The 25,668-nt window shown below is 67.1% G+C and carries 23 protein-coding genes; 18 read left to right on the top strand and 5 right to left on the bottom strand.

Annotated elements, in window-relative coordinates; all coding sequences use genetic code 11:
- Position 1: 1 nt before the first annotated feature.
- From nuoH to ACSZL9_RS08480, 13 genes are all read left to right on the top strand, one after another.
- Entirely contained in the window at positions 2-1,375 is a 1,374-nt protein-coding gene (nuoH, locus tag ACSZL9_RS08540) for an NADH-quinone oxidoreductase subunit NuoH (RefSeq protein ID WP_446665127.1), read from the top strand.
- Positions 1,368-2,015: an NADH-quinone oxidoreductase subunit NuoI gene (gene nuoI / locus ACSZL9_RS08535; RefSeq protein WP_446665026.1), complete on the top strand. Its 648-nt coding sequence runs from the start codon at positions 1,368-1,370 to the stop codon at positions 2,013-2,015. Before nuoH ends, nuoI begins: the two co-directional genes overlap by 8 nt.
- On the top strand, positions 2,012-2,812 hold the full coding sequence (locus ACSZL9_RS08530) for an NADH-quinone oxidoreductase subunit J (protein WP_446665025.1): 801 nt from the start codon (positions 2,012-2,014) through the stop codon (positions 2,810-2,812). Before nuoI ends, ACSZL9_RS08530 begins: the two co-directional genes overlap by 4 nt.
- Before the next feature lie 3 nt (positions 2,813-2,815).
- Positions 2,816-3,115 carry an NADH-quinone oxidoreductase subunit NuoK gene (gene nuoK / locus ACSZL9_RS08525; protein WP_446665024.1) on the top strand — a complete coding sequence of 100 codons (300 nt, stop codon included), beginning with the start codon at positions 2,816-2,818 and terminating at the stop codon, positions 3,113-3,115.
- A gap of 61 nt (positions 3,116-3,176) precedes the next feature.
- Positions 3,177-5,033, top strand: a complete 1,857-nt coding sequence (gene nuoL / locus ACSZL9_RS08520) for an NADH-quinone oxidoreductase subunit L (RefSeq protein ID WP_446665126.1) — start codon at positions 3,177-3,179, stop codon at positions 5,031-5,033.
- The gene (locus ACSZL9_RS08515; RefSeq protein WP_446665023.1) at positions 5,033-6,700 is read left to right on the top strand and encodes an NADH-quinone oxidoreductase subunit M; all 1,668 of its coding nucleotides are present in this window, start codon (positions 5,033-5,035) and stop codon (positions 6,698-6,700) included. The genes nuoL and ACSZL9_RS08515 overlap by 1 nt, the downstream gene beginning before the upstream one ends.
- A complete protein-coding gene (gene nuoN / locus ACSZL9_RS08510; RefSeq protein WP_446665022.1) occupies positions 6,697-8,241 on the top strand; it encodes an NADH-quinone oxidoreductase subunit NuoN in 1,545 nt (514 codons plus the stop codon). The genes ACSZL9_RS08515 and nuoN overlap by 4 nt, the downstream gene beginning before the upstream one ends.
- 79 nt (positions 8,242-8,320) lie before the next feature.
- Positions 8,321-9,307: a polyprenyl synthetase family protein gene (locus ACSZL9_RS08505; protein ID WP_446665021.1), complete on the top strand. Its 987-nt coding sequence runs from the start codon at positions 8,321-8,323 to the stop codon at positions 9,305-9,307.
- A gap of 72 nt (positions 9,308-9,379) precedes the next feature.
- Positions 9,380-9,982, top strand: coding sequence for a TetR/AcrR family transcriptional regulator (locus ACSZL9_RS08500; protein WP_446665020.1), 603 nt, complete (start codon positions 9,380-9,382; stop codon positions 9,980-9,982).
- Positions 9,979-11,154 carry an alanine racemase gene (locus ACSZL9_RS08495; protein ID WP_446665019.1) on the top strand — a complete coding sequence of 392 codons (1,176 nt, stop codon included), beginning with the start codon at positions 9,979-9,981 and terminating at the stop codon, positions 11,152-11,154. Before ACSZL9_RS08500 ends, ACSZL9_RS08495 begins: the two co-directional genes overlap by 4 nt.
- A complete protein-coding gene (locus ACSZL9_RS08490; protein WP_446665018.1) occupies positions 11,147-12,445 on the top strand; it encodes a D-arabinono-1,4-lactone oxidase in 1,299 nt (432 codons plus the stop codon). Before ACSZL9_RS08495 ends, ACSZL9_RS08490 begins: the two co-directional genes overlap by 8 nt.
- A 178-nt stretch (positions 12,446-12,623) precedes the next feature.
- On the top strand, positions 12,624-12,941 hold the full coding sequence (locus ACSZL9_RS08485) for an ArsR/SmtB family transcription factor (protein WP_446665017.1): 318 nt from the start codon (positions 12,624-12,626) through the stop codon (positions 12,939-12,941).
- Positions 12,938-13,474, top strand: coding sequence for an SRPBCC family protein (locus tag ACSZL9_RS08480; RefSeq protein WP_446665016.1), 537 nt, complete (start codon positions 12,938-12,940; stop codon positions 13,472-13,474). The genes ACSZL9_RS08485 and ACSZL9_RS08480 overlap by 4 nt, the downstream gene beginning before the upstream one ends.
- A 6-nt stretch (positions 13,475-13,480) precedes the next feature.
- Here the strand turns inward: ACSZL9_RS08480 and rarD are convergent, their stop codons facing one another.
- On the bottom strand, positions 13,481-14,449 hold the full coding sequence (gene rarD / locus ACSZL9_RS08475) for an EamA family transporter RarD (RefSeq protein ID WP_446665015.1): 969 nt from the start codon (positions 14,447-14,449) through the stop codon (positions 13,481-13,483).
- A 235-nt stretch (positions 14,450-14,684) separates the two neighbouring features.
- Here rarD and ACSZL9_RS08470 point away from each other — a divergent pair, with 235 nt between their 5' ends.
- A complete protein-coding gene (locus ACSZL9_RS08470; protein ID WP_446665014.1) occupies positions 14,685-16,034 on the top strand; it encodes an FAD-dependent oxidoreductase in 1,350 nt (449 codons plus the stop codon).
- A gap of 18 nt (positions 16,035-16,052) precedes the next feature.
- Here ACSZL9_RS08470 and ACSZL9_RS08465 read toward each other — a convergent pair whose 3' ends face one another.
- The 3 genes from ACSZL9_RS08465 to ACSZL9_RS08455 all read right to left on the bottom strand — a co-directional run bounded on the left by ACSZL9_RS08465 (position 16,053) and on the right by ACSZL9_RS08455 (position 19,596).
- Positions 16,053-17,135, bottom strand: coding sequence for a 2-oxoacid:ferredoxin oxidoreductase subunit beta (locus ACSZL9_RS08465; protein WP_446665013.1), 1,083 nt, complete (start codon positions 17,133-17,135; stop codon positions 16,053-16,055).
- Positions 17,132-19,006 (bottom strand): 2-oxoacid:acceptor oxidoreductase subunit alpha, encoded by a 1,875-nt coding sequence (locus tag ACSZL9_RS08460; protein ID WP_446665012.1) that lies wholly within the window; start codon positions 19,004-19,006, stop codon positions 17,132-17,134. Before ACSZL9_RS08460 ends, ACSZL9_RS08465 begins: the two co-directional genes overlap by 4 nt.
- Before the next feature lie 149 nt (positions 19,007-19,155).
- Positions 19,156-19,596, bottom strand: coding sequence for a carboxymuconolactone decarboxylase family protein (locus ACSZL9_RS08455; RefSeq protein ID WP_446665011.1), 441 nt, complete (start codon positions 19,594-19,596; stop codon positions 19,156-19,158).
- A gap of 179 nt (positions 19,597-19,775) precedes the next feature.
- On the opposite strand from ACSZL9_RS08455, the gene ACSZL9_RS08450 reads away from it, so the two are divergent.
- The 4 genes from ACSZL9_RS08450 to ACSZL9_RS08435 all read left to right on the top strand — a co-directional run bounded on the left by ACSZL9_RS08450 (position 19,776) and on the right by ACSZL9_RS08435 (position 23,247).
- Positions 19,776-20,537 (top strand): alpha/beta fold hydrolase, encoded by a 762-nt coding sequence (locus tag ACSZL9_RS08450; RefSeq protein ID WP_446665010.1) that lies wholly within the window; start codon positions 19,776-19,778, stop codon positions 20,535-20,537.
- 8 nt (positions 20,538-20,545) lie between these two features.
- Positions 20,546-21,862 carry a cytochrome P450 gene (locus ACSZL9_RS08445; RefSeq protein WP_446665009.1) on the top strand — a complete coding sequence of 439 codons (1,317 nt, stop codon included), beginning with the start codon at positions 20,546-20,548 and terminating at the stop codon, positions 21,860-21,862.
- An 87-nt stretch (positions 21,863-21,949) separates the two neighbouring features.
- On the top strand, positions 21,950-22,447 hold the full coding sequence (locus ACSZL9_RS08440; protein ID WP_446665008.1) for an N-acetyltransferase family protein: 498 nt from the start codon (positions 21,950-21,952) through the stop codon (positions 22,445-22,447).
- Positions 22,444-23,247 (top strand): hypothetical protein, encoded by an 804-nt coding sequence (locus tag ACSZL9_RS08435; RefSeq protein WP_446665007.1) that lies wholly within the window; start codon positions 22,444-22,446, stop codon positions 23,245-23,247. The genes ACSZL9_RS08440 and ACSZL9_RS08435 overlap by 4 nt, the downstream gene beginning before the upstream one ends.
- Positions 23,248-23,257: 10 nt before the next feature.
- Here ACSZL9_RS08435 and lon read toward each other — a convergent pair whose 3' ends face one another.
- The gene (gene lon, locus ACSZL9_RS08430; RefSeq protein ID WP_446665006.1) at positions 23,258-25,639 is read right to left on the bottom strand and encodes an endopeptidase La; all 2,382 of its coding nucleotides are present in this window, start codon (positions 25,637-25,639) and stop codon (positions 23,258-23,260) included.
- Positions 25,640-25,668: the final 29 nt, after the last annotated feature.

The raw sequence follows: 25,668 nt of genomic DNA, 5'->3' as shown, positions 1-25,668 counted from the left end.
CATGGTGGCCCTGGCAGCTGCCAGCACCGACAATCCGGCCGCCGATTTCAGCGACACCCCGTGGTGGTTGTCCCTGCTGAAGGCGTTGTTCCTGTTCGTCTTCCTGCTGCTCAACACGCTGCTGGTGATCTGGTTCGAGCGCCGGGTGATCGGCCGGATGCAGCAGCGTCCCGGCCCCAACCGGGCGGGCCCGTTCGGTTTGTTGCAGACCCTGGCTGACGGCGTGAAGCTGGCGCTGAAGGAGGACATCACCCCGCGCAAGGCGGACAAGTTGATGTTCATCCTGGCGCCGATCATCGCCGGTGCGATGGCGTTCGTGTCGTTCGCGATCATCCCGTTGTCGGGCAACGTGTGGATGTTCGGTCACTACACGCCGCTGCAGTTGACGGACGTGCCGGTCGCGGTGCTGCTGGTGCTCGCGGTCGCGGGTGTCGGTGTCTACGGCATCGTGCTGGCCGGCTGGTCGTCGGGTTCGACCTACCCGCTGTTGGGTGGGTTGCGGTCCAGCGCCCAGGTGATCTCGTATGAGATCGCGATGGGTCTGGCCCTGGTCGCGGTCTTCCTGTATGCGGGGTCGATGTCGACCAGTCAGATCGTGCTGGCGCAGAAGGACCTGTGGTTCATCATCCCGGCGTTCTTCTCCTTCGGCGTTTACATCATCACCATGGTCGGGGAGACCAACCGGTTGCCGTTCGACCTGGCCGAGGGTGAGGGCGAGCTGACCGGTGGTTTTCACACCGAGTACTCCTCGCTGAAGTTCGCGATGTTCTTCCTGGGCGAGTACGTCAACATGTTCACCGTCTCCGGCCTGGCGACCACGTTGTTCCTGGGCGGCTGGCAGGCACCTCCGGGCATCGCCGCCATCGGTGATGGCATGTTCAACGGTGGCTGGTGGGGCCTGTTGTGGTTCGTCATCAAGCTGTGGCTGTTCATGTTCTTCTTCGTCTGGCTGCGTGGTTCGTTGCCGCGGGTGCGCTACGACCAGTTCATGAAGCTGGGCTGGAAGGTCCTGATCCCGACCACCCTGGTGTGGGTGGTGGCGGTGGCGTTCCTGCGCGCCTCCAACGAGGGCTTCCTGGGTGACTCGATGGTCCTGGGCGGCCGACTGCACCGGTCGACGCTGATCACCATCGTCGTGATCGTGCTGCTGGTGCTGGCCGTGGCCTGGATCTACGACTACAAGGCCGCCGCCAAGGAGAAGGCCATCCCGCCGACACCGACCGAGGTCGACCCCTTCGCGGGCGGCTACCCGGTCCCGCCGCTGCCCGGCCAGACGCTGCGTGAGCCCGCGCCCGCGCTGACCCCGTCGGCGGCATACCAACCCGAGAGTTCCCAGAACGAGACCGATTCCGAGGAGGAAGAGACTCGTGGCTGACAAGAACAAGCCGTCCAACAAGCCGGCCGGATCACACGCTGCATCCGAGGACCAGCCCGGATTCCTGTCCGAGTTGTTCGCACCGGTGGCAGGCTTCGGCGTCACCTTCGCGACGATGTTCCGCAAGGTCGCCACCGCGGAGTACCCCGAGGAGAAGCGTCCGACGCAGCTGCGCTACCACGGGCGCCACCAGCTCAACCGGCACCCGGACGGGCTGGAGAAGTGCGTCGGTTGCGAGCTGTGCGCGTGGGCGTGCCCGGCGGACGCCATACTCGTCGAGGGCGCGGACAACGACGACGCCACCGGGCAGCGGTTCTCGCCCGGTGAGCGTTACGGCCGCGTCTACCAGATCAACTACCTGCGGTGCATCTTCTGCGGGCTGTGCATCGAGGCGTGCCCGACACGTGCGCTGACGATGACCAACGAGTACGAACTCGCCGACAACAACCGCGCGGACCTGATCTTCACCAAGGATCAGCTGCTGGCACCGTTGCAGTCCGGTATGGCGCCCGCCCCGCACCCGATGGTCGAGGGCATGGACGAGAAGGACTACTACAAGGGCCGGGTGACCGGCGCCACGAGCGCCCAGGAGGACTGGGTTCGCGAGCACGACGGCGATCAGGAAGGAGCCGACGCATGAGGCTCGGTGGTGCGGAGGCGACGCTGTTCTTCTTCGGCGCTCCGCTCGCGGTCATCGGTGCGCTGGCGCTGCTCTTCGCTCGCAAGGCGGTCCACGCCGCCATGGGTATGGCGCTGACGATGGTCATGCTCGGTGTCTTCTACATCGCCGAGCAGGCCGAGTTCCTCGGGATCATCCAGGTCTTCGTCTACTCCGGCGCCGTGATGATGCTCTTCCTCTTCGTGGTCATGCTGGTCGGTGTCGACTCCTCCGACTCGCTGGTCGAGACGATCAAGGGCCAGCGTGTGGCCGGCATACTCCTGGCTCTTGCGGTGATGACCAGCATGCTGGTCAGCGTCGCCAAGATCAGCTTCGGCGGCGCCAAGGGGCTGGACAAGGTCAACGAGAGCACCGGCAACGTCAGCGGCCTGGCCAACCTGATCTTCGGCCCCTACGTGTGGGCCTTCGAGGTCACCTCGGCGCTGCTGATCACCGCCGCCATCGGCGCGATGCTGTTGGCGCACCGGGAGCGGCTGCTGCCGAAGGCATCGCAGGCCGACTGGTCGCGTGGCCGGGTGCGCCGCAACGAGTTCGTCGCCGGTCTGCCGGTGCCGGGTGTCTACGCCCGGCACAACGCGGCCGACGTCCCGGCGCTGCTGCCGGACGGCTCGCCGGCCGAGGAGTCGGTGCAACGCGTGCTCAAGGCGCGTGGCCAGGTCGGTGCGGCCGACGGCTACGTCGCAGCGGCCCAAGAGATAGAGGGAGAGGCCGGCAACATGACCCGCAAGGAAGTGGCCGAACCACGAGGTGATCTGTAAGCCATGACGCTCACGTCCTACATCTACCTCTCGGTGATCCTGTTCTCGATCGGCGCCGCCGTCGTGCTGCTGCGCCGCAACGCGATCATCGTGTTCATGGGTGTCGAGCTGATGCTCAACGCCGCCAACCTCGCGTTCGTGACCTTCGCCCGCATGCAGGGATCACTCGACGGCCAGGTGATCGCGCTGTTCGTGATGGTCGTCGCTGCTGCCGAGGTCGTGGTCGGTCTGGCGATCATCATGGCCATCTTCCGCGCCCGCAGGTCCGTGTCGGTCGACGACGCCAACCTGCTGAAGCTGTGAGTTCAGGAGACATTTCGTGACGATCCATGACGCCACCGGTGTGGCATCGATCGGCTGGCTGATGATCGGCCTGCCCGCCCTGGGCGCAGCACTGCTGATGCTCGGCGGCAAGAAGCTGGACAAGGCCGGTCCCTACCTGGCGGTGCTGCTGTCCTGGGCCTCGTTCGTGATCGGCCTGCTGGTGCTGCTGCAGCTGCGCGGCAAGCCGGCCGACGACCGGTCGATGCACCTGCACCTCTACTCCTGGCTGCCGGCCGGGAAGATCAACCTCGACGCGGGGCTGCTGCTGGACCAGCTGTCGCTGACCTTCGTCATGCTGATCACCTTCGTCGGCTCGCTGATCCTGGTCTACTCGCTGGGCTACATGGAGCACGACCCCGACAAGCGCCGGTTCTTCGCCTACCTCAACCTGTTCGTGGCCAGCATGTTGCTGCTGGTCCTCGCCGACTCCTACCTCCTGCTGTTCGTCGGCTGGGAGGGCGTGGGCCTGGCGTCATACCTGCTGATCGGCTTCTGGAACTGGAACCCCGCCTACGCGACGGCCGCCAACAAGGCGTTCTTCCTCAACCGCATCGGTGACATGGGCATGCTCATCGCGATGTTCGTGATGTTCTGGGCATGGGGCAGCCTCGACTTCGCGCACGTCGACGCCGCCGTCGAGGGCACCGGCAAGGGCACGCTGCTCGCGATCGGGCTGGCGCTGCTGGTGGCCGCCTGCGGTAAGTCCGCGCAGTTCCCGTTGCAGTCCTGGCTGGGCGACGCGATGGCCGGGCCGACACCGGTCTCCGCGCTGATCCACGCCGCGACGATGGTCACCGCCGGTGTCTACCTGATCGTGCGCAGCCACGTGATCTTCGACGCCTCCGAGGACGCGCGCCTCGCGGTCTGCATCGTCGGTGCGATCACCCTGATGGGCGGGGCGATCATCGGCTGTGCCAAGGACGACCTCAAGAAGGCCCTGGCCGCCTCGACCATGTCGCAGATCGGCTACATGGTGCTGGCTGCGGGTCTCGGCCCGGTCGGTTACGCCTTCGCGATCTTCCACCTGGTGACACACGGCTTCTTCAAGGCCGGCCTCTTCCTCGGCGCCGGTTCGGTCATGCACGGCATGAACGACCAGGTCGACATGCGTCGCTTCGGCGGGCTCGGCGCGGTCATGAAGATCACCGCGGTCACCTTCGGCCTGGGCTTCCTGGCGATCATCGGCTTCCCCGGCCTGTCCGGGTTCTGGTCCAAGGACAAGATCATCGAGGCCGCCTTCGAGGGCACCGGCTGGAAGCCGTGGGTATTCGGCCTGTCGGCGCTGATCGCCGCCGGCGTCACCGCGTTCTACATGTCGCGGATGTTCTTCATGACCTTCCTGGGCAAGCGTCGCTGGACCGAGGACGTGCACCCGCACGAGTCCCCGCTGACGATGACCATCCCGATGATGGTGCTGGCGATCGGCTCGGCCTTCCTCGGCCTCATCCTCGGCCCGACCGGCATCATCACCGACTGGCTGGAGCCGGTCGTGGGTGAGCACGAGGGCAGCGAACACGTTCTCGGCGCCGCGCCGCTGATGGTCGCCACCGTCGTGCTGATGATCATCGGCATCGCGGTCGCCTGGAAGATGTACTGGCGTGACGACGTGCCGATCACTCCACCGGTGGGCTCCCCGCTCACCCAGGCGGCGCGTCGCGACCTCGGCCAGGACGACTTCAACCAGGCCGTGGTCCAGCGCCCCGGCCTGCACCTGACCCGCTCGCTGGTCTTCTTCGACAACAAGGTCGTCGACGGCGTCGGGAACGGCTCTGCCGCCGGGATCGGTGGCAGCTCGGCTCGACTGAAGAAGATGCAGAACGGATACGTGCGTACTTACTCCCTGACGATGCTCCTGGGCGTCGTCGCAATCCTCGGCGCCTGGTGGGTGGTGCAGTGATGTCGGACTTTCCCTGGCTGACGACGCTCGGCGTCATACCCCTGGTGGGCGCCGTCGTCATCGGGCTGCTGCCCAAGGGCTCGACCCGCAACTCGCGGGTCGTTGCGCTGGCCTTCTCGCTGATCACCCTGGTGGTCGGCGTGGTCGCGGCGCTGCAGTTCAAGACCGGTGGCGGTCACGGGCAGTTCCAGCTGACCGAGACCCACTCCTGGATCCCGCAGTTCGGGGTCTCCTACGCAGTCGGTGTCGACGGTATGGCGCTGACGCTCATCCTGATGAGCCTGGTTCTGGTGCCGATCGCGCTGATCGCCGCCTGGAACGACGTGCCCGACGGCGGCCGCCGCGAGCAGGGCTACTTCGCGCTGATCCTGGTGGTCGAGACCTTCATGATCGGTGTGTTCGCTGCGACCGACGTCTTCCTCTTCTACGTCTTCTTCGAGGCGATGCTCGTCCCGATCTACTTCCTGATCGGGCTGTACGGCGGGGCACGCCGGCAGTATGCCGCGGTGAAGTTCCTGCTCTTCTCGCTGCTCGGCGGGCTGATCATGCTGGTCGCGGTCATCGCGCTCTACCAGCAGGGCCCCGGCGGCGACCACGGCTTCCTGGTCGGTGAGCTGACCGGGCTGCACATGTCGGAGGGCACCGAGCGGTTGCTGTTCGTCGGGTTCTTCTTCGCCTTCGCGATCAAGGCGCCGATGTGGCCGGTGCACACCTGGCTGCCGGACGCCGCGACCGAAGCCAAGCCGGCTGTCGCCGTGCTGCTGGTCGCGGTGCTGGACAAGGTCGGCACCTTCGGGATGATCCGCTTCTGCCTGCAGCTCTTCCCGGACGCCAGCAAGTGGGCGACCCCGGTCGTGATCATCCTGGCGGTCATCTCGATCATCTACGGAGCGATCGCGGCCATCGGCCAGAACGACATGATGCGGCTGATCGCCTACACCTCGGTGAGCCACTTCGGCCTCATCGTGCTGGGCATCTTCGCGGTGACGCAGACCTCGATGATCGGCTCGCAGCTCTACATGATCAACCACGGCTTCACCACCGCCGCGTTGTTCCTCTTCGTGGGCTTCCTGATCATCCGCGGCAAGAGCAAGAACATCACCGACTACGGCGGCTGGCAGCGCACCACCCCGATCCTCGGTGGCGTCTTCCTGACCGCAGGACTGTCGGCGCTGTCGCTGCCCGGCCTGAACTCCTTCGTCTCGGAGTTCCTGGTCCTGGTCGGCTCGTTCCAGCGCTACCCGGTCGCGGCCGGCATCGCGGTGGTCGTCGTGGTCCTCGCGGCGCTCTACATCCTGCTGATGTACAAGAACGTCTTCACCGGCCCGAAGCAGGCGCTGGCCGCCGGCCCGGACGGCACACTCGCCCTGGGCGCGGACGGCCTGCGGCCGAAGACCGGCATCACCACCACGCTGTTCGACGAGCCGGAGATCGAGAAGGACGACGTCCCGGCCGAGGCTCGGGTGCGCGGCTCCGCCATACAGGACCTGAACGCACGTGAGCGACTCGTCGCAGGCGTCCTCATCGCGATCATGCTCGTGCTCGGCTTCTTCCCGAAGCCCGCGCTCGACCTGTTGCGGCCGGCCGTGGACTCCACCCTGCAGCACGTTCATGTCCACGACCCGGCACCGCATGCCGGCGTCACCATCGAGGGGAGCAGCAAGTGACCTCGCCCGCCACGTTCACCCAGGCACACATCTCGTATGCCGCTGTCGTGCCGATGCTCGTGATCTTCGGCGCGGCCCTGGTGGGTGTCCTCGTCGAGGCATTCCTGCCCCGCGCACAGCGTTACTGGGCCCAGCTCGGCGTCACCGTGATCGGCCTGGTCGCCAGCTTCCTGACCCTGGTGCTGATCTCGCGCAACAACAAGGGCATCACCGCGGCCGACGCCGTCGTGATCGACGGTCCCGCGCTGCTGCTGCAGGGCACCATCCTGGTGATCTCGTTCCTGGCGGTGCTGCTGATGGCCGAGCGCTTCGGCGGCGGCTCCGCGGATGCCTTCACCCAGTCGGGCGCCTCGGTGCCGGGGTCGCCGATGGAGACCAACGCGGTCCGGCTCGGTGCGACCTCGACGGAGTTCTTCCCGCTGGTGCTCTTCTCGGTCGGCGGCATGATGCTCTTCGTCGCGGCCGGTGACCTGCTGGTGATGTTCATCGCGCTCGAGGTGCTCTCGCTGCCGCTCTACATCCTGACCGGCCTGGCGCGCCGTCGCCGCCTGCTGTCGCAGGAGGCGTCGCTGAAGTACTTCCTGCTCGGTGCGTTCTCCTCGGCGTTCTTCCTCTTCGGTTCGGCACTGATCTTCGGTGCGACCGGCTCGATCCACTTTGGCAAGATCGCCGACGCGGTCGGGACCGTGAGCGGACGCGACGACATCCTCATCCCCGGCATGCTGCTGGTCGCCGTCGGTCTGCTCTTCAAGGTCAGCGCGGTGCCGTTCCACACCTGGGCGCCGGACGTCTACCAGGGTGCTCCCAGCCCGGTCAGCGGCTTCATGGCCACGACGGTCAAGGTCGCCGGATTCGGTGCACTGCTGCGCGTGTTCTACGTCGCGCTGGAGGGGCTGCGCTGGAACTGGCAGCCGATCGTCGCGATCGTCGCCGTGCTGACGATGGTCATCGGTGCGGTCTTCGCGGTCACCCAGACCGACATGAAGCGACTGCTGGCCTACAGCTCGATCTCGCACGCCGGCTTCCTGCTGGTGGGCGTCGTCGCACTGAACAAGACCGGTCTGTCCGGGACGATGTTCTACCTGGTCGCCTACAGCTTCACCACGCTGGCGGCGTTCGGGATGGTGCCGCTGGTGCGGTCGGCCGGCTCGGAGGCGACGCACCTGTCGCAGTGGGCCGGACTGGGCAAGTCCAGCCCGATCCTCGCCGCGACGTTCTCGTTCCTGTTGCTCGGCTTCGCCGGCATACCGCTGACGTCGGGGTTCACCGCGAAGTTCGCGCTGTTCTCCGGGGCGGTCGGTCACGGGTCCACCTGGCTGGTGGTCGTCGCGATGCTGATGAGCGCGGTCACCGCGTTCGTCTACATCCGGATCATCGTGCTGATGTACTTCTCCGACCCGACCGGTGATACGCAGGTGCTGATGCCGTCGGCGATGACCGGCATCGCAGTGACCGTGGGTGCGCTCGCGACGCTGGTGCTCGGTGTTGCCCCGGCGCCGTTGCTCAACCTCGCGCAGCACTCGTCGCTCTTCCTGCGATGAAAGCGCACGTCGGTCGAGTAGGGCGAGGCGCTGGCCGAGCCCGTATCGAGACCACGTGCGTCTCGTCGAGGAGACCATCATGAGTAGAGCCGCTGCTCTGATGCCGTCGGCCAGCGAGGCGCTGACCGAGCGGCTCACCGAGGGTCTCGTGGCCGTCGACTCCCGGCTGACCGCCGTGGTCCAGCACGAGGACGAGTTCATCGCCGATGCGTCGCAGCACCTGCTGACCGGGGGCAAGCGATTCCGGCCGCTGCTGACGCTGCTGGCGTCGGAGCTGGGCACCGGCATCAACGACGCGGTCGTGGACGCGGCCGTCGGCGTCGAGTTGACGCACATCGCCTCGCTCTATCACGACGACGTCATGGACGCAGCCGAGCGACGGCACGGCAAGGCGAGTGTCAACGCGCAATACGACAACATCACCGCCGTCATCGTGGGCGACCTGCTCTTCGGGCGGGCCTCGGAGATCGTGGCGGGGCTGGGCAGCGAGGCTGCGCGCATCCAGGCGCAGACCTTCGTGCGGTTGTGCGCCGGGCAGATCCGTGACGACCGGCAGGCGCCGGCCGACGCCGATCCGATGGAGCACTACCTGGGCGTGCTGGCCGACAAGACCGGGTCGCTGATCGCCACGGCCGCGCGGTATGGCGCGATGTTCGGTGGCTGTCCGGCCGAGACGGTCGAGATCATGCGCCGCTACGGTGAATACATCGGCATGGTCTTCCAGCTGTCCGACGACGTGCTCGACATCGTGTCCGACGAGTCCGGTAAGACGCCGGGCACCGACCTGCGCGAGGGTGTCACCACGTTGCCGGTGCTCTATGTGCGTGCGTCGAAGGACCCCGCGGATGCCCGGTTGCAGGATCTCGTGGCGCGTCCGTTGACCGACGATGCCGAGCACGCGGAGGCGTTGAAGCTCTTGCGGGAACACCCCGCGCTGGAGCAGGCTCGTCGTCATACAGCTGCCGTCGCGGAGCAGGCGACCGCGCTGCTGGAGCCACTCGGGGACAGCGACGCGCTGGCGGTGTTGCGAGACCTGCCGGGGCAGGTCGCGTCGCGCACCGTCTGAGGCGCACGACCGCTGCAAAAGTCCCGCACGTCATCGTGGTCAACCGTCCAACTTCGGGTCTAGACTAACTCCATGCCACGCCTATCCGCCGAGGACCGCAGGGTCGAGCTCGTCGATGCCACCGTGCGCGTCGCCGTTGCCGAGGGACTGGATGCCGCGACCGTGCGACGGATCGCGCAGGAGGCGGGTGTGCCGTTGGGCACGGTGCACTACTGCTTCGGCTCCAAGGCCGCGTTGATCAGTGCGGTCGCGGACAGCATCGAGCAACCCGACATCGACACCGGGCTGCTGGAGTCGATGCCGACCGAGCAGGCGCTGGTGGCTGCCTTCCGGGCCTACTGGCAGCAGATCGGCAGCGACCGCCGCCGGCAGCTGCTCATCTACGAGCTCCTCGCGCACCTGTCGCGTGGTGACGAGGACAGCCGCGAGATCGCCCGGCGGCTGCTGGACCGGACGTACGGCGCCGTCCTGACGGTGGTCCGGGCGTTCGCCGCGGAGCAGGGTCGCACCCTGCCGGTCGAGCCGGAGTTGTTGGCGCGACTGGTGATTGCCGTGACCGACGGGGTCAGTCTGGCGTGGATCGTCACCAGTGACGACACTCAGGCGCAGGCGGTGATGGAGACATTCGCCAGGATGCTCGCGACGGTCATCGACATGAGCGCGGTGCAAGCGTGAAGCTCCCGTTGCGGAAGGCAAGGCAGGACCCGGGAGCTGTTTGGGGTGCCGTCAGCGGCGTCGGCGCACCGGTCGCCGTCCTCGACCTGGCGGCCTGTGAGCACAACATCGCCGAGATGCGGTCTCGCGCCCGTGAGCTGCCGATTCGATTGGCATCGAAGTCGATTCGAGTCCGGGGCGTCCTGGACAAAGTGCTGGCCGAGCCCGGCTATCACGGTGTGTTGTCCTACTCCGCCGCTGAAGCGTGCTGGCTGGCAAGGCACGGCGTGGACGACGTGCTGGTCGCCTATCCGACCGTGGACACCGCTGCGATCGGCGAGATCGCCGCCGACGAGGAGCTGCGGGCGCGGATCACGCTGATGGTCGACCTGCCGGCTCATCTGCGGCTGATCGAGGCCGCGGGCTCGGGCCGGCCGGTGCGCGTCTGCCTGGATGTCGACAGCTCGTTGGAGATCGGTCCCGCGCACCTCGGCGTGCACCGGTCGAGCGTGCACACCGCGCGGGAAGCGGGCGAATTCGCCCGGCTGGCAGCGGATTCCGCGGCCGTCGAGCTGGTCGGCCTGATGTTCTACGACGCACAGATCGCGGGTCTGCAGGACACCGGGCCCGCCATACGCATGGTGAAGCGGAAGTCCGCCGATGACTTGCGGGTGCGCCGCCAGGAGGTGCGCGCGGCGGTCGAGCAGCACGCCGAGCTGGAGCTGGTCAATGCCGGCGGCACCGGCAGCTTGCACGCCGATTGGGATGCCTCCGTCACCGAGCTCGCTGCGGGGTCAGGCCTTTTCACGCCCACGTCGTTCGATGCGTATGACGAGACGGATCTGCGGCCGGCCGCCTACTTCGCGTCGCCGGTGGTGCGCAAACCGCGACCGGACATCGCGGTGACCTTCAGCGGTGGCTATGCCGCCTCCGGAGTCGCAGGTCCGTCGCGGACGCCGCGGCCGGTGCACCCCGAGGGGTTGTCGCTGATCCGCAACGAAGGTGCCGGGGAAGTGCAGACACCGTTGCGCGGCAAGGCTGCTCGTCGCCTGGAGGTCGGTGACCTGGTGTGGTTCCGGCATGCGAAGGCCGGTGAGATGTGCGAGCGCTTCAACGAGATCCTGCTGGTCCGTGACGGTGAGGTCCAGGACCGGCTGCCGACCTATCGCGGAGAGGGAAAGAACTTTGGCTGAGTGGAGCAACTGGGCAGGCACCGTCACCAGTCGACCGCGGGAGACGGTGATGGTGCGCGACCTACCGCACCTGCAGCTGCTGTGTGAGGAGTCCATGCGCTCCGGGCGCCGGGTCAAGGCGGTGGGCGCGGGGCACTCCTTCACCGGGATCGCCGAGCCGACCGACGTGCTGGTGCGGATGGACCGGCTGTCCGGTGTGCGGTCGGTCGACGAGGCGACCGGTCGGGTGTGGGTGCACGCGGGCACGCCGCTGCACGTGCTCGGCCCGGAGCTGCAGCGGCGCGGGCTCGCGATGACCAACCTCGGGGACATCGACCGGCAGACCATCGCCGGCGCTGTCTCGACCGGCACGCACGGCACGGGTGTCGGATTCACCGGGCTGGCAGGGCAATTGACCGGCGTGGAGCTGGTGCAGGCCGATGGGTCACTGCTGCGGGTGACCGAGACCGAGAACCCCGAGCTGCTGCCGGCCGTGGCGCTCAGCCTCGGTGCGCTGGGGATCGTGACCGCGCTGGAGATCCAGTGCGTCCCGAAGTTCCTGCTGCGCGCAGTGGAGGCACCGGCGTCGTTCGACGAAGTGCTCGATGGACTCGACGAACGCGTCGACGGCACAGACCATTTTGAGTTCTACTGGTTCCCGCACACCGACCGGGTGCTGACCAAGAGCAACACGCGTGTCTCCGACGAGTCGCGGCGCGCCCCGTTGCCGGCCTGGCGATCCCGGTTGGACGACGACCTGCTGTCGAACAAGCTCTTCGGTGCTCTCAACAAAGCCACGACTCGCGCGCCGCGCGTCATACCTGCGATCAATCAGGTCTCCGCCCGCGCGCTGTCGCGGCGGGAGTTCACCGACTGGTCCTACCGGGTCTTCGCGTCCGAGCGGGACGTGGTCTTCCGGGAGAGCGAGATGGCGATCCCGCGCGAGGCGGTGCCGGACGTGTTGCGGGAGTTGCGGACCTGGTTGTCGCGCCGGGTCGAGGTCGTGGCGTTCCCCGTCGAGGTGCGTTTCGCCGCCTCGGACGACCTGTGGCTGTCGACCGCGCACGGGCGGGAGTCGGGCTACATCGCCATACATCAGTATGTCGGGCGCGACCACCGCCGCTATTTCGAGGCGTTCTGGTCGCTGCTGGACGGGCTGGGTGCGCGTCCCCACTGGGGCAAGATGCACGACCTCGGTGCCGACGAATTGCGTTCGCGTTACCCGAAGTTCGACGAGTTCGTCGCACTGCGCGACCGGCTCGACCCCGAGCGGGTCTTCAGCAACACCTACCTCGACCGCGTCCTCGGCTGACCTCCGCCCCTTTTCACCGAGAGGCCCCCGGATCGCCGAGAGGCCCCCCGATTCCGGGCCGAAATCCGGTCCAACCGGGGTCCTCTGGGTCAACGGGGGGCCTGTCGGTTTGTCTGTGGGCTCTGTGGATCACCTATGTATCCTTGCGGTTACGTAACTGTATGGGTACATTCGACACATGGACGCAGTGCTTCAAGCGTTGGCGGATCCGAGTCGGCGCACCGTGTTGGAGATCCTGCGCGATCACGAGGCGACGGCCGGGGAACTGGCCGAAGCGTTGCCGATCGCGCGTCCCGGTGTCTCGCGTCACCTGCGGGTGCTGCGAGAAGCGGGGTTGGTCGATGTGCGCCAGGACGCTCAACGGCGGATCTACGCGCTGCGCCCGGAAGCGCTTGTGCCGGTTGACGATTGGCTGGAGGGCTACCGAGCCCTGTGGCGGAACCGCCTCGATGCGCTGCACACCGAAGTCGCCCGAGGGAAGAAGGCACGCAAGTGAAAACCATTGCCACGACACGCAAACTGGACGACACACATGGTGCGGTCCGCGTGGAGGACGTCTACGACACCGACATCGATGACCTGTGGGAGGCATGCACGAACCCGGAGCGGCTCGCGCGCTGGATCGCGGAGGTGTCCGGCGACCTTCGCGAGGGTGGCACGGTCCAGATGACCTACACGAGCAGCGCCTCCGGTCCGTCGAGGATCGAGATCTGTGAGCGCCCGAACCACGTGCTGCTGGTCCACGAGGCCGACGAGGACGGAAACGAGGGCGAGACCGAAGCGTGGCTGACCGCCGAAGGAGCGAAGACGCGCTTGGTGGTGGAGCAGCGCGGGTTGCCTCGCGACGGCATGCACTTCTACTGCGCCGGCTGGCAGGCCCACCTGGAGGACCTTGCGACGACTCTCGCGAGTGGTGAGCCGGTGCACCCCGGCGGTTGGTCCGACCAGCGCCCGGCTGCGGGGTTCGACGCGCGGTTCCAGGAGCTCATCCCGGTCTACGAGATGGCGACCGCGGACGCCGAGGCCTGAGGACGCTCAGATGGCGCAGTTCTCCGCGGCCCGCGCCAGCCGTCGGGCACGGGTGCTTGCCGTGAGCGAGTCGATCGTCAACAGGATCAACGCGATCCAGACGATCCCGAAGCCGATCCATCGAGCCATCGGCATGTGCTCGTCCAGCAGCAGCACGCCGCACAGCAGCTGCAGGATCGGGGTGATGAACTGCAGCATCCCGATGGTCACCAGCGGCACCCGGCTCGCTGCCGCCGCGAAGAGCAGCAACGGCACCGCCGTCACGATGCCGGCGCAGAGCAGCAGCACGCTGTGGCCGGCGCCGTGCCCACTGAAGGTGGCGTTGCCCGTCATACCGACGACGATCAGGACGCCGATCGCGATCGGTGTGAGCACCGCGCTCTCGGCCGTGAGGCTCTCGATGGCGGTCAGCGATCCACCGATCCGCTTCTTCATGAAGCCGTAGCTGGCGAAGGACAGCGCCAGCACGACCGAGATCCACGGCGGGCGACCGTAGTCGATCGCCAGGTAGACGCAGGCCAGCGCTCCCACGCCGACGGCGACCCACTGCAGGATCCGCAGCCGTTCGCGGAGCACGACCACGCCGAGTCCGACCGTCACCAGCGGGTTAAGGAAGTAGCCGAGTGCCGCCTCGACGGTGTGGCCGGTGATGACGGCCTGGATGTAAACCGTCCAGTTGGTCGCGATGAACAGACCGGCCAGCGTGGTCGCCCCGAGCTGCCGCGGGTTGCCGGCAAGCCTGCGCAGGAAACCGAGATTGCGGGTGACCGCCAGGGCGGCAACGCAGACCACGAGGGTCCACACGATGCGGTGGGACAGCACCTCCCAGGCGCCGGCCGGCTTGAGCGCGTTGAAGTAGAGCGGGAAGGCGCCCCAGATCAGATAGGCGAGGAATCCGTATGCCGCGCCGTTGCCGCTGGGTGTCGAGGATTTCTCTGGTGAAGTCCTCGGGGAAACGGTCTGCACGGCTGCCATTCTGCCAGTGTCTCGTATGGCGATGATGAAGTACAAGCGCAAATTCCTTCACAACCATAAAGCGCTGCTGCATTGAAGTGTTCGCGTAGTGGACGGTTGCCAGAGCCGGTCCAATAGCGATGTTAGGTTTGCCTAACTCAGCGTTTCGGGAGACCCGGCAGCGTGGCCGTGAGCGTCCTACCCACAGCGCCCGAAGACACCCCACTGACCTGACGATCCCATGGGAGACGAACGCGTGCGAGACCTTCGCGTCGCGGTGATCGGTGCCGGCCCGGCCGGCATCTATGCCGCCGACATTCTGGCCAACAATCACGAGAACGCGACGATCGACATCATCGAGCGGCTGCCTGCGCCCTACGGACTGGTCCGGTATGGCGTAGCGCCCGATCATCCGCGCATCAAGGAGATCATCAAGGCGCTGCTGCGGGTGCTGCGCAAGGACCGGATCCGCTTCATCGGCAATGTCGACTATGGGAACGACGTGAAGCTCGAGGAGTTGCGCACGTTCTACGACGCGATCGTCTTCGCGACCGGCGCGATGGATGACCGACGGCTGGACATCCCGGGCATCGATCTGCCGGGCAGTCACGGCGCGGCCGACTTCGTCTCCTGGTATGACGGGCACCCCGACGTCCCGCGCGAATGGCCGTTGGACGCAGAGCAGGTGGCCGTGCTCGGTGCGGGGAACGTCGCACTGGACGTTGCACGGATGCTTGCCAAGACCGGCGACGAACAGCTGGTCACCGAGATCCCACCGAATGTGTACGAAGGGCTGAAGTCCAACAAGGCCAAGGATATTCACGTCTTTGCGCGTCGCGGGCCGGCGCAGATCAAGTTCTCGCCGCTGGAGCTGCGGGAGCTGGCGCACTCGCCGAACGTCGACGTCGTCGTGCACGCGGATGGATTCGAGATCGATGCCGGCAGCGAGCAGGCCATCCAGCGCAACCGGCAGACGAAGCAGGTCGTGAACACCCTGCTGAAGTGGCTCGACAACCCTCCGAGCACCAAGGCGCACCGGATCCACATCCACTTCTGTGAGGCGCCGGCGGAAATCCTCGGCACGGATCGGGTGGCCGGGCTGCGCACCGAGCGGATGGAGCTGACCGGGGACGGCGGCGTTCGCGGCACGGGCGAATTCACCGACTGGCCGGTCCAAGCGGTCTATCGGGCGGTCGGCTACCGGTCCGCACCGCTGCCCGACGTGCCGTTCGACCACGTGGCGGCCGTGATCCCGAACGACGCGGGCCGGGTGTTCGAGGACGACGAGCAGGTGCCGGGCATCTACACGACCGGGTGGATCAAGCGTGGTCCGGTCGGCCTGATCGGCCACACCAAGTCCGATGCGTCGCAGACCATCGACTGCATCCTGGAGGACCAGGACGCGCTCCCGCGTGCCGAGTCCCGCGAACCGGATGCCGTGCTGGAACTGTTGCGGGACAAGGGAGTCGAATTCACGACGACAGAGGGCTGGGTCAACCTCGACACGCACGAGATAGCGGTCGGCGAAGCTGCCGGGCGCACGCGCATCAAGGTCGTCGAGCGTGACGAGATGGTGCGGTTCTCGCGGGTCCCTGCTGCTGATTGACGGCCCGTCGGCGGGCGTTCAGCCGGCGACGTCCCAGGTGTCGCCGCCGTGCAGCAGCGAGATCAGCTCCTCGTCGGTGGCCGGGCCGTTCGGCGATGCGGCGGCGACCTGCGCGCGGACGCCGTCGTCATAGGTCGGCCGCTGGACATTGCGGAAGATGCCCATCGGCACGCTCGTCATCGACGCACTGTCGAGCCGGGACAGCGCGAACGCGGCCGACGGATCGTCGGCGGCAGTGTCGTGGCGCAGGATCCGCGACGGGTCGGCGGTTGCCTCGGTCGCCAACTCGAGCCCGCCCTGGTCATTGCGTATGACGACGCGGGCCTGCTCGCCCTCGCCGGCACGCACCGGCTCGCCGTCGACCAGCCGCAGGATACGTCCTTCGCCCTCGTCGGCGTCCTTGAGGATGTCGAACGCGCCGTCGTTGAAGATCGGGCAGTTCTGGTAGATCTCGACCAGCGCTGTGCCGCGATGCTCAGCGGCCGCGCGCAGGACCTCGGTCAGGTGCTTGCGGTCCGAATCCATCGTGCGCGCAACGAAAGTCGCTTCCGAGCCGAGCGCCAGCGACACCGGGTTGAAGGGCTGGTCGACCGAGCCGAGCGGCGTCGACTTGGTGATCTTGCCGACCTCGGAGGTGGGGGAGTACTGCCCCTTGGTGAGGCCGTAGATCTTGTTGTTGAAGAGCAGGATCTTGAGGTTGACGTTGCGGCGCAGTGCGTGGATCAGGTGGTTGCCGCCGATCGACAGCGCGTCGCCGTCACCGGTGACGACCCAGACCGACAGGTCGGGTCGGCTGGTGGCCAGGCCGGTTGCGATCGCCGGTGCACGACCGTGGATGGAGTGCATGCCGTAGGTGTCGAGGTAGTAGGGGAAGCGGCTCGAGCAGCCGATCCCGGAGACGAAAACGATGTTCTCCCTGCGCAATCCGAGCTCCGGCAGGAAGCTCTGCACTGCGTTGAGGATGATGTAGTCGCCGCAGCCGGGGCACCACCGGACCTCCTGGTCGGAGGTGAAGTCACGCTTGGTCTGCTTCTCACCGTCGGGCAGTTGCGGGACACCGGCGGTGCCTGTGCTCGGCATACCGAGATCGGTGGTGCTCATGAGTGGCTCCCTTCGCTCAGCGCGTCGAGGTGGTCGCCGATCACCGCGGCGATTTCCGTTGCGGTGAAAGGCAGTCCGCGCACCGCAGTGTGGCTCTGTATGTCGACCAGGTATTTGCCCCGGAGCAGCAGGGCCAGCTGCCCGAGGTTCATCTCCGGAAGCACGACGCGCTCGTAGGACCGCAGCACCTCGCCGAGGTTGCCAGGCATCGGGGCGAGGTTGCGCAGGTGCGCGCGGGCCACCTTGGCGCCTGTCGCGCGTGCGAGGCGGGCACCGGCTGCAACCGGGCCGTATGTCGAACCCCAGCCGAGGACAAGGAGTTTCGCGTCGCCACTGGGGTCGTCGACCTCGATGTCCGGGACAGTGATGCCGTCGATCTTGGCCTGCCGGGTGCGGACCATGTGGTCGTGGTTGGCCGGGTCGTAGCTGATGTTGCCGGTGCCGTCGGCCTTCTCGATGCCGCCGACCCGGTGCTCGAGGCCGGGCGTGCCGGGCACGGCCCAGGGGCGGGCCAGTGACTCGGGTTCACGCAGGTAGGGGTGGAACGCCGGATTGCCTTTGGCGTCAGTGGCATTGGGCTCGGTCGCGAAATCGACGTCGACGGTCGGCAACTGCTCGGTGTCCGTCGGCAGGCGCCACGGTTGTGAGCCGTTGGCGAGGTAACCGTCGGAGAGCAGGATGACCGGGGTGCGGTAGGTCGTCGCCATCTGCACGGCCTCGATCGCCGCGGTGAAGCAGTCGGCCGGTGAACTCGCGGCGATCACCGCGACCGGCGACTCGCCGTTGCGGCCGAACATCGCCTGAAGCAGGTCGGCCTGCTCGGTCTTGGTCGGCAGGCCGGTCGACGGGCCGCCGCGCTGCACGTCGACGATGACGAGCGGCAACTCCAGCGAGACCGCCAGGCCGATCGTCTCGGACTTCAGTGCCAGCCCCGGACCGCTGGTGGTGGTCACCCCGATCGATCCGCCGAAGGAAGCTCCGAGCGCGGCACCGATGGCCGCGATCTCGTCCTCGGCCTGGATGGTGGTGACTCCGAAGTGCTTCAGCTTCGACAGGTTGTGCAGCAGGTCGGACGCCGGAGTGATCGGGTAGCTGCCGAGCACCAGCGGCAACTTCGCCCGATGCGCCGCAGTCGTCAATCCGTATGCCGTGGCGATATTTCCGGTGATGTTGCGGTAGGTCCCGGGCTCCATCGGTGCGGGAGCGACGGCATATTGCACCGAGAAGGCCTCGGTGGTTTCGCCATACGCATGACCCGCGCGCAGTGCGGCGAGGTTGGCCTCGAGGACGTCCGGTTGCTTGGCGAACTTGGCGGCCAGGAACGCGCGCGTGCCGTCGAGGGTCCGGGTGTACATCCAGGACAGGAGTCCGAGCGCGAACATGTTCTTCGCGCGCTCCTTCTCCTTGCGACCCAGGTCGAAGTCGGCGAGCGCCTCCACGGTGATCGAGGTGAGCGGCACCGGATGGACCTGCCACGGCTCGAGCGAGTCGTCGTCGAGCGGGTTGGCGGTGTAGCCGACCTTGGCGAGGTTGCGCTTGGTGAACTCGTCGGTGTTGACGATGATTGTCGATCCGCGTGGCAGGTCGCCCAGATTTGCTTTGAGCGCAGCGGGATTCATCGCCACGAGGACGTCAGGGGCATCGCCCGGTGTGAGCACGCTGTGATCGGCGAACTGCACCTGGAAGCTCGAGACGCCCGGCAGCGTGCCCTGCGGTGCGCGGATCTCGGCGGGGAAATTCGGCAACGTCGACAGGTCGTTGCCGAGGACCGCCGAGTCGCTGGTGAAGCGGTCGCCGGTCAACTGCATGCCGTCACCCGAGTCGCCGGCGAAGCGCACGACGACACTGTTGATCTGTTTCAGCTTGCTCACGAAATCTCCCACGCGTGTCTACTACGGCAAATCTACGCGGTGGGTCGGCAGCGATTACATCCGGGTTGGATTCAATAACGAACGATTATATATCTAGTGGACTGGAGGTTTGGGTGAAACGTGATCCAGCTCACAGCATTTCGCGCACCTCAGCGGTTCGCCGGCTGCATCCGCGTCGGTATGGCGAGCCGGTTCCACACGTTGATGGTGGCAATGGCGATCAGCAGATTGGCGACCTCTTCCTCGCTGAACTCGTCGGTGACGCCGTCCCACACCTCGTCGGTGACGCCCTCCTCGCCCAGTCGGGTGACCTGGTCGACCAGCGCGAGCGCGGCCCGCTCCTTGTCGGTGTAGAGGCCGACCTCGCGCCAGGCCATCAGTTCGAAGAGACGTTGCGGGGTCTCTCCGGCCTTCATCGCATCGTGGCTGTGCATGTCGATGCAGAAGCCGCAGCCGTTGATCATCGACGCACGCAGCTTGATCAGCTCGTAGAGCGTGGGGTCGACGTGCGAGGCGGCGTACTTCTCCAGCCCGAGCACTGCCTTGTACGCCTCCGGCGCGACCTTGTTGACATCAATCCGAGGTTCCATTTGCTTGCTCCTTGATTCGGGGTTGTTACCTCAAGGTCCGGTCTACTCCTCGTCGGTGCGGGCCGGTGCACCGAGGGTCCGCGCGAGGGCGAGCTCGGTGGCCGTACGAATGCTCGCTGTCGCCATACGAACCACGCCAGATGCGTGCCGGGCCGCGCGCGACGCATTATTGTGCCCAGATGAGTGTGGGACACGTCGTCGTGGGTTCGGGTCCGGTGCGCGCGATCGCGCTGCACGGATGGTTCGGGTCGTCCAGCGGGTGGGGTGAGTTGCCGCTGCGCATCGACGGGGACCGCTACACGGTCGCGTTCCTCGACTACCGCGGCTACGGCACCCGCAAGGCAGAGACGGGTGACTACAGCCTGGCCGAGATCAGTGCCGACGCTCGGGCTCTGGCTGACGAAATCGGTTGGGACCGTTACGCATTGATCGGACACTCGATGGGTGGGTCGGCAATGATGCGCACCTTCGCGGATGCGCCGGAGCGTGTCACGGCCATGGTCGGAGTGTCTCCGGTGCCGCCGACGGGCGTGCCGTTCGACGACGACTCGTGGGCACTCTTCGACGGCGCGGCCGAGAGCGACGACAACCGCGCGGCGATCATCGACTTCACCACCGGCAATGTGCATCCCGACGAGTGGCTGCAGCAGATGGTGCGCTTCTCGGTGGAGAACTCGCGGCGCGACGCATTCGGTGCCTACCTGGTCCCGTGGGCCAGGACGGACTTCCACCAGGACGTGCCGGCGGTCGAGGTGCCGCTGCATCTCATCGTTGGTGCCCGTGACGGCGCGCTGGGGCCGCAGGTGTGCGAGGGCAGCTGGCTGCAGCTCTATCCGAATGCGCAGATGGCGGTCATCGACGATGCGGGCCACTACCCGATGTACGAATCGCCGGACGCCTTCATGGAACACCTGGGCGACGCACTGGGCGCGCTGGCCTGAGCAGCTGTATGCCGACACCGTCGACCGCGCCCCTGCACGACCCGGACACCTACACGCGAGGTGTGCCCTTCGAGCTGATCGAGCAGTTGCGCTCGGTCGCACCCGTGCACTGGGTGGATGAGCCGGATCTGCCTGGCCTGCCTGCGGGTTCGGGCTACCACCTGGTGCTCGACCACGCTTTGGTCAGCGACGTCGTCAAGGATGCCGAGACGTTCTCGTCATACCTCGGCGGCACGCAGATCCACGATCCGGCGACGCCGCGGGACCTGGCCTATGTGCGGCAGATGATGCTCAACATGGACCCGCCGGAGCACACCCGGCTGCGCAAGATGATCGCGGCGTCATTCACGCCGCGGGCGGTGCGGGCGTTGGAGGGCCGGATCGCGGGGCATGCCGAGGAGATCATCGATCGGATGCTCAACGGGCCGCACGAGTGTGACTTCGCCAAGGACGTCGCCGCGGACCTGCCACTGCTCACCCTCGCAGACATCCTCGGCGTGCCCGCGCAGGATCGGCAGCTGATGTTCGACTGGTCCAACAGGGTGATCGGCTTCTTGGATGCCGACTACGCCAGCTCGGCGAGCTTCGATGCGGCGCAGGGGACTTCACTTGCCCGGGAGGCTGTCGCGCTGCGGCCCGCACCGGATGCGGACGGGCACATGCCGGATCCGCGCGGTCGCGACGGGATGCCGGACCTCTACCGCTACGCCCACCTGTTGGGCGACGCCAAGCGCGCCGATCCGGGCGACGACGTCATGTCGATCCTGCTCGCGCAGCGGGAAGAGGACGGTGGCCAGTTGTCGGTCGAGGAGTTCGAGAACATGTTCTGGCTCTTCGCCGTCGCAGGCAACGAGACGCTGCGCAACGGGCTGCCCGGTGCGATGATCGCGCTGCTGTCGCACCCGGACGCGATGGCCGCATTACGGGCCGATCCGTCGCTCATTCCGGGAGCGGTCGACGAGTTGTTGCGGTGGTGGACACCGGTGATGACCTTCCGGCGGACGGCGACCCGCGACACGACACTCGGCGGGACGACGGTGCACGAGGGGGACAAGGTCGTCGTCTCGTACCTCGCAGCCAACCGCGACCCGGAGGTGTTCGAGCAACCGGACGAGCTGCGTCTGGGACGAAAGCCCAACAACCACAGGGTGTTCGGGCACGGGCCGCACGTTTGCGTCGGAGCGCACTTCGCGCGTGTGCAGATGACGTTGTTGTTCCAGGAATTGCTCACCCGGACGCGCGACATACAACTCGCGGGTGAACCGGCGCTGCTGCGCTCGAATTTCCAGCGCGGCGTGAAGCGGTTGCCGATCAGGTGGGCGTGAGCGACCAACTCACTGCACGTAGCCGTCGACGTCAAGCGCGGCCACCTGTTTGGCCCATCCGCCTCTGAGCCGCCCTACGGTGTCGGTATGTCCGCAACAGTCCGGCACGCGACACCCGATGATCTGCCCGCCATTCGTGCCATCTACGGCCGGGAGGTCCGCGAGACCGTCGCGACGTTCGACTTCGAGGATCCGCCCGAGTCGTATTGGCGGCACAAGCTGGACAGCACCGCTGCCGGCGACCATGTCCTCGTCGTCGAGGACGCCGGGGACATCCTCGGTTACACCTACTCCAGCTCGTTCCGACCGCGCCCGGCATACGAGCGGACAAGGGAGACATCGATCTATCTGCGGCCGGACGCAACGGGGCGGGGCTTAGGTCGGTGGGCTTACACACACCTGCTCGAGCTGCTGCGATCGGACGGCATGCACATTGCGATCGCCGTTGTGGCCGAACCGAATCCGGCGTCGTGCGCACTGCACGAGTCGCTGGGGTTCCGGCTGGTCGGCACGCTGCACGAAGTCGGTCGGAAGTTCGATCGGTGGATCGACACCCGGTGGTATCAACTCGAGCTCGCGCCATGAGCCCCCAGGTCACGACCTATCGCTACGTGCGCTGTTGCCTGCTCGCGCTGCTGCTGGCGCTGGTCGTGTCCGTGGCAGCCGAGACGACTCGCGACGGGTGGCAGACCTCGCTCAGTGCCTACTACTACACACCGGCTGGCCCGGTCTTCATCGGTGTGCTGGCCAGCGTGGGTGTCTGTCTGGTCGCGTTGCGCGGCTTCACCGACGCCGAGAACGTCTGCCTCAATCTCGCCGGGGTCAGTGCACCCATGGTGGCGTTCGTGCCGACGCCGGAGAGCGGGCATCCGCCGGATCGTGCTGCGATCACGAACAACGCAGCGACCTTCCTGACGGTGCTGGCCGTCGGTTACATCGTCGTCCTCCTTTTTGTATGGCGCAGTCGGCGCGCCGGCCACCCGATCTCCGCGTGGAGCGTGATCGGGCTGGCCTGCGTCGCGCTCGCGTGGCTGGTCGGTGTCGTCTGGCTGTCCGTGGACAGCTCGTCGTTCGCCGCGCACGCGCACACGTTGGCGGCGACCTTCACGTTCCTTCCGTTCGTGGCGGTGGTCGCGCTGAACACCGACTGGGGCGTGCGGGTCATCGCCCGCGAGTCGACTCCGAGTCGGACCCGCTTCGACGGTGCCTACTGGGTCGTGCTGGCCGGAATGCTGTGTGCGGGCGTTGTTTTCGGCCTGCTCCACGCGTGGAGCTACGCGCTGCTCGGTTTGGAGCTCTCGCTCCTCGGGCTCTTCGCGGCGTTCTGGATCCTGCAGACCATCGACCTGATGGACTCACGACGGGACGCCGCAACGGCCGCCTGACGCCTGAGCGTCAGGCGGCGGAGTGGGCGCCGGAGGACGCGTGCTCGGACGTGCCTTCGAATGCTGCCGCGAGGATCTCGGCAACGTCGCTCACTGGTCGTATGTCGAGGGCGTTCTTGACCTCGTCCGGCACGTCGTCCAAGTCCGGCTCGTTGCGCTGCGGGATGAAAACCGTCGTCAACCCTGCACGCTGGGCTGCAAGCAGCTTCTGCTTGACGCCACCGATCGGGAGGACGCGACCGTTCAGAGTCACCTCTCCCGTCATACCGACGTCGCTGCGGACCGGGCGGCCGGTCGTGAGTGATGCCAACGCGGTCACCATGGTGACGCCGGCGGACGGGCCGTCCTTCGGTGTCGCGCCGGCCGGCACGTGCAGGTGAATGGCCCCGTTGAGCGTGGCCGGGTCGACACCGTGTTCGGACCCGTGCGCGCGCAGGTAGGAGAGGGCGATCTGTGCACTCTCCTTCATCACGTCACCCAGTTGGCCGGTGAGGGTCAGGCGCGGCTCGGAGCTCGACTCGCCCTCAGCAGAGGCTGATTGGAGCTTCGCGACAGCCGGTGTGGCGGCCTCGATGAAGAGCACGTCGCCGCCCATGCCGGTGACTGCGAGACCTGTGGCGACGCCGGGGATCGCTGTGCGCTCAGGTGACTCGGGCGTGAACCGTGGCCGGCCGAGGTAGTCCTTGAGGTCCTCGACAGTCACCCGGACCGGCGCCTCCGCCTTGTCCGTCGCGAGGTTGGTGGCGACCTTGCGCAGGATCTTGCCGATCATCCGCTCCATCTGCCGGACACCGGCCTCGCGCGTGTATTCGCCTGCCATCTCACGCAATGCGGCGTCGTCGATGGTGACGTCCTCGGCGGTCAACGCCGCCCGCTCCAGCTGCCGGGGCAGCAGGTGGGTGGACGCGATGGCGACCTTGTCGTCCTCGGTGTAGCCGTCGAGGGCGACGAGCTCCATCCGGTCCAGCAGGGCACTCGGGATCGTCTCGAGGGTGTTGGCCGTGGCGATGAAGACCACGTCGGACAGGTCGAGGTCGAGCTCGAGGTAGTGGTCGCGGAAGGTGTGGTTCTGCGCCGGGTCCAGCACCTCGAGCAGCGCGGCCGCCGGGTCACCCCGGAAGTCGGAGCCGACCTTGTCGATCTCGTCCAGCAGTATGACCGGGTTCATCGAGCCGGCTTCCTTGATGGCGCGAACGATCCGGCCGGGGAGGGCCCCGACATACGTGCGCCGGTGACCGCGGATCTCGGCCTCGTCGCGCACACCGCCGAGGGCGACGCGAACGAACGACCGATCCAGGGCTCGTGCGACGCTCTCTCCGAGCGACGTCTTGCCGACCCCGGGCGGGCCGACGAGCGCCAACACGGCACCCGAGCCACGACCGCCGACGACCTGCATGCCGCGCTCGGCGCGACGCCCGCGGACCGCGAGGTATTCGACGATGCGGTCCTTCACGTCGTCCAGGCCGTGGTGGTCGGCGTCCAGCACCTCGCGTGCTGCGGTGATGTCGGTGCGGTCGGAAGTCGTGTGTTTCCAGGGCAGTTCGAGGACCGTGTCGAGCCAGGTGCGGATCCAGCCGCCCTCGGGGCTCTGCTCGCTGGAGCGCTCCAGCTTGCCGACCTCGCGCAGCGCCGCCTCGCGGACCTCGTCCGGCAGGTCGGCGGCCTCGACGCGGGATCGGTAGTCGTCGGAACCTTCGGGTTCGTTCTCACCGAGCTCCTTGCGGATCGCCTCCAGTTGCTGACGCAGCAGGAACTCGCGCTGGCTCTTCTCCATACCGTCGCGCACGTCGGTGGCGATCTTGTCCGAAACCTCTTGCTCGGCAAGGTGATCGCCGGTCCAGGTGATCAGCGTCTCGAGCCGCTTGTCGACGTCGGTCTCCTCGAGCAGCTGCACCCGCTGCTGCGGCGAGAGGTATGACGCCCAGCCGGCCAGGTCGGCGAGCGCGTGCGGGTCGGTCGTGGACTCGACATGGTCGATGACCTGCCAGGCGTTGCGGTGCTTGAGGGTCGCGACGACCAGTCGCTTGTAGTCGGTGGCGAGCTCGGTGGTGCGCTCGGTCGGGACACCGGGCTCGATGACCTCGGCCTCCACCCAGAGCGCGGCGCCCGGTCCGGCCACGCCGCGGCCGATGCGGGCGCGGTCGGTGGCGCGCAGGACAGCGGCGGGCTCGCCGTTCGGCATACGGCCGACCTGCTCGATGGTCGCGACGGCGCCGACCGTCGGGTATTTGTCGTCGATGCGCGGTGCGAGCAGCAGCTGCTCGCTGTCCGCCGCGCGTGCGGCATCGACTGCTGCGCGAGCCTCGTCGTCGAGCTCGATCGGCAGGGTCATGCCGGGCAGCGCCACCTGGTCGTGCAGAAAGAGCACCGGCAGCTGATGTGTTTGGGTCATCGCTCTCCTGGAGTCGTATGGCGGCACGG

It is taken from the genome of Flexivirga sp. B27 (genome assembly GCF_052905685.1).
The sequence above is the reverse complement of the archived record's forward strand: the minus strand, read 5'-3'. Positions and strand labels throughout refer to the sequence as shown.

Bases quoted from the DNA above. Each gene is read 5' to 3' on its own strand.
- ACSZL9_RS08500 (WP_446665020.1), top strand. From the start codon at position 9,380: ATGCCACGCCTATCCGCCGAGGACCGCAGGGTCGAGCTCGTCGATGCC.
- ACSZL9_RS08485 (WP_446665017.1), top strand. From the start codon at position 12,624: ATGGACGCAGTGCTTCAAGCGTTGGCGGATCCGAGTCGGCGCACCGTG.
- ACSZL9_RS08530 (WP_446665025.1), top strand. From the start codon at position 2,012: ATGAGGCTCGGTGGTGCGGAGGCGACGCTGTTCTTCTTCGGCGCTCCG.
- lon (WP_446665006.1), bottom strand. From the start codon at position 25,639: ATGACCCAAACACATCAGCTGCCGGTGCTCTTTCTGCACGACCAGGTG.
- ACSZL9_RS08445 (WP_446665009.1), top strand. From the start codon at position 20,546: ATGCCGACACCGTCGACCGCGCCCCTGCACGACCCGGACACCTACACG.
- nuoK (WP_446665024.1), top strand. From the start codon at position 2,816: ATGACGCTCACGTCCTACATCTACCTCTCGGTGATCCTGTTCTCGATC.
- ACSZL9_RS08505 (WP_446665021.1), top strand. From the start codon at position 8,321: ATGAGTAGAGCCGCTGCTCTGATGCCGTCGGCCAGCGAGGCGCTGACC.
- nuoL (WP_446665126.1), top strand. From the start codon at position 3,177: ATGATCGGCCTGCCCGCCCTGGGCGCAGCACTGCTGATGCTCGGCGGC.
- ACSZL9_RS08515 (WP_446665023.1), top strand. From the start codon at position 5,033: ATGTCGGACTTTCCCTGGCTGACGACGCTCGGCGTCATACCCCTGGTG.
- nuoH (WP_446665127.1), top strand. From the start codon at position 2: ATGGTGGCCCTGGCAGCTGCCAGCACCGACAATCCGGCCGCCGATTTC.
- ACSZL9_RS08440 (WP_446665008.1), top strand. From the start codon at position 21,950: ATGTCCGCAACAGTCCGGCACGCGACACCCGATGATCTGCCCGCCATT.
- ACSZL9_RS08450 (WP_446665010.1), top strand. From the start codon at position 19,776: ATGAGTGTGGGACACGTCGTCGTGGGTTCGGGTCCGGTGCGCGCGATC.
- ACSZL9_RS08465 (WP_446665013.1), bottom strand. From the start codon at position 17,135: ATGAGCACCACCGATCTCGGTATGCCGAGCACAGGCACCGCCGGTGTC.
- ACSZL9_RS08455 (WP_446665011.1), bottom strand. From the start codon at position 19,596: ATGGAACCTCGGATTGATGTCAACAAGGTCGCGCCGGAGGCGTACAAG.
- ACSZL9_RS08435 (WP_446665007.1), top strand. From the start codon at position 22,444: ATGAGCCCCCAGGTCACGACCTATCGCTACGTGCGCTGTTGCCTGCTC.
- rarD (WP_446665015.1), bottom strand. From the start codon at position 14,449: ATGGCAGCCGTGCAGACCGTTTCCCCGAGGACTTCACCAGAGAAATCC.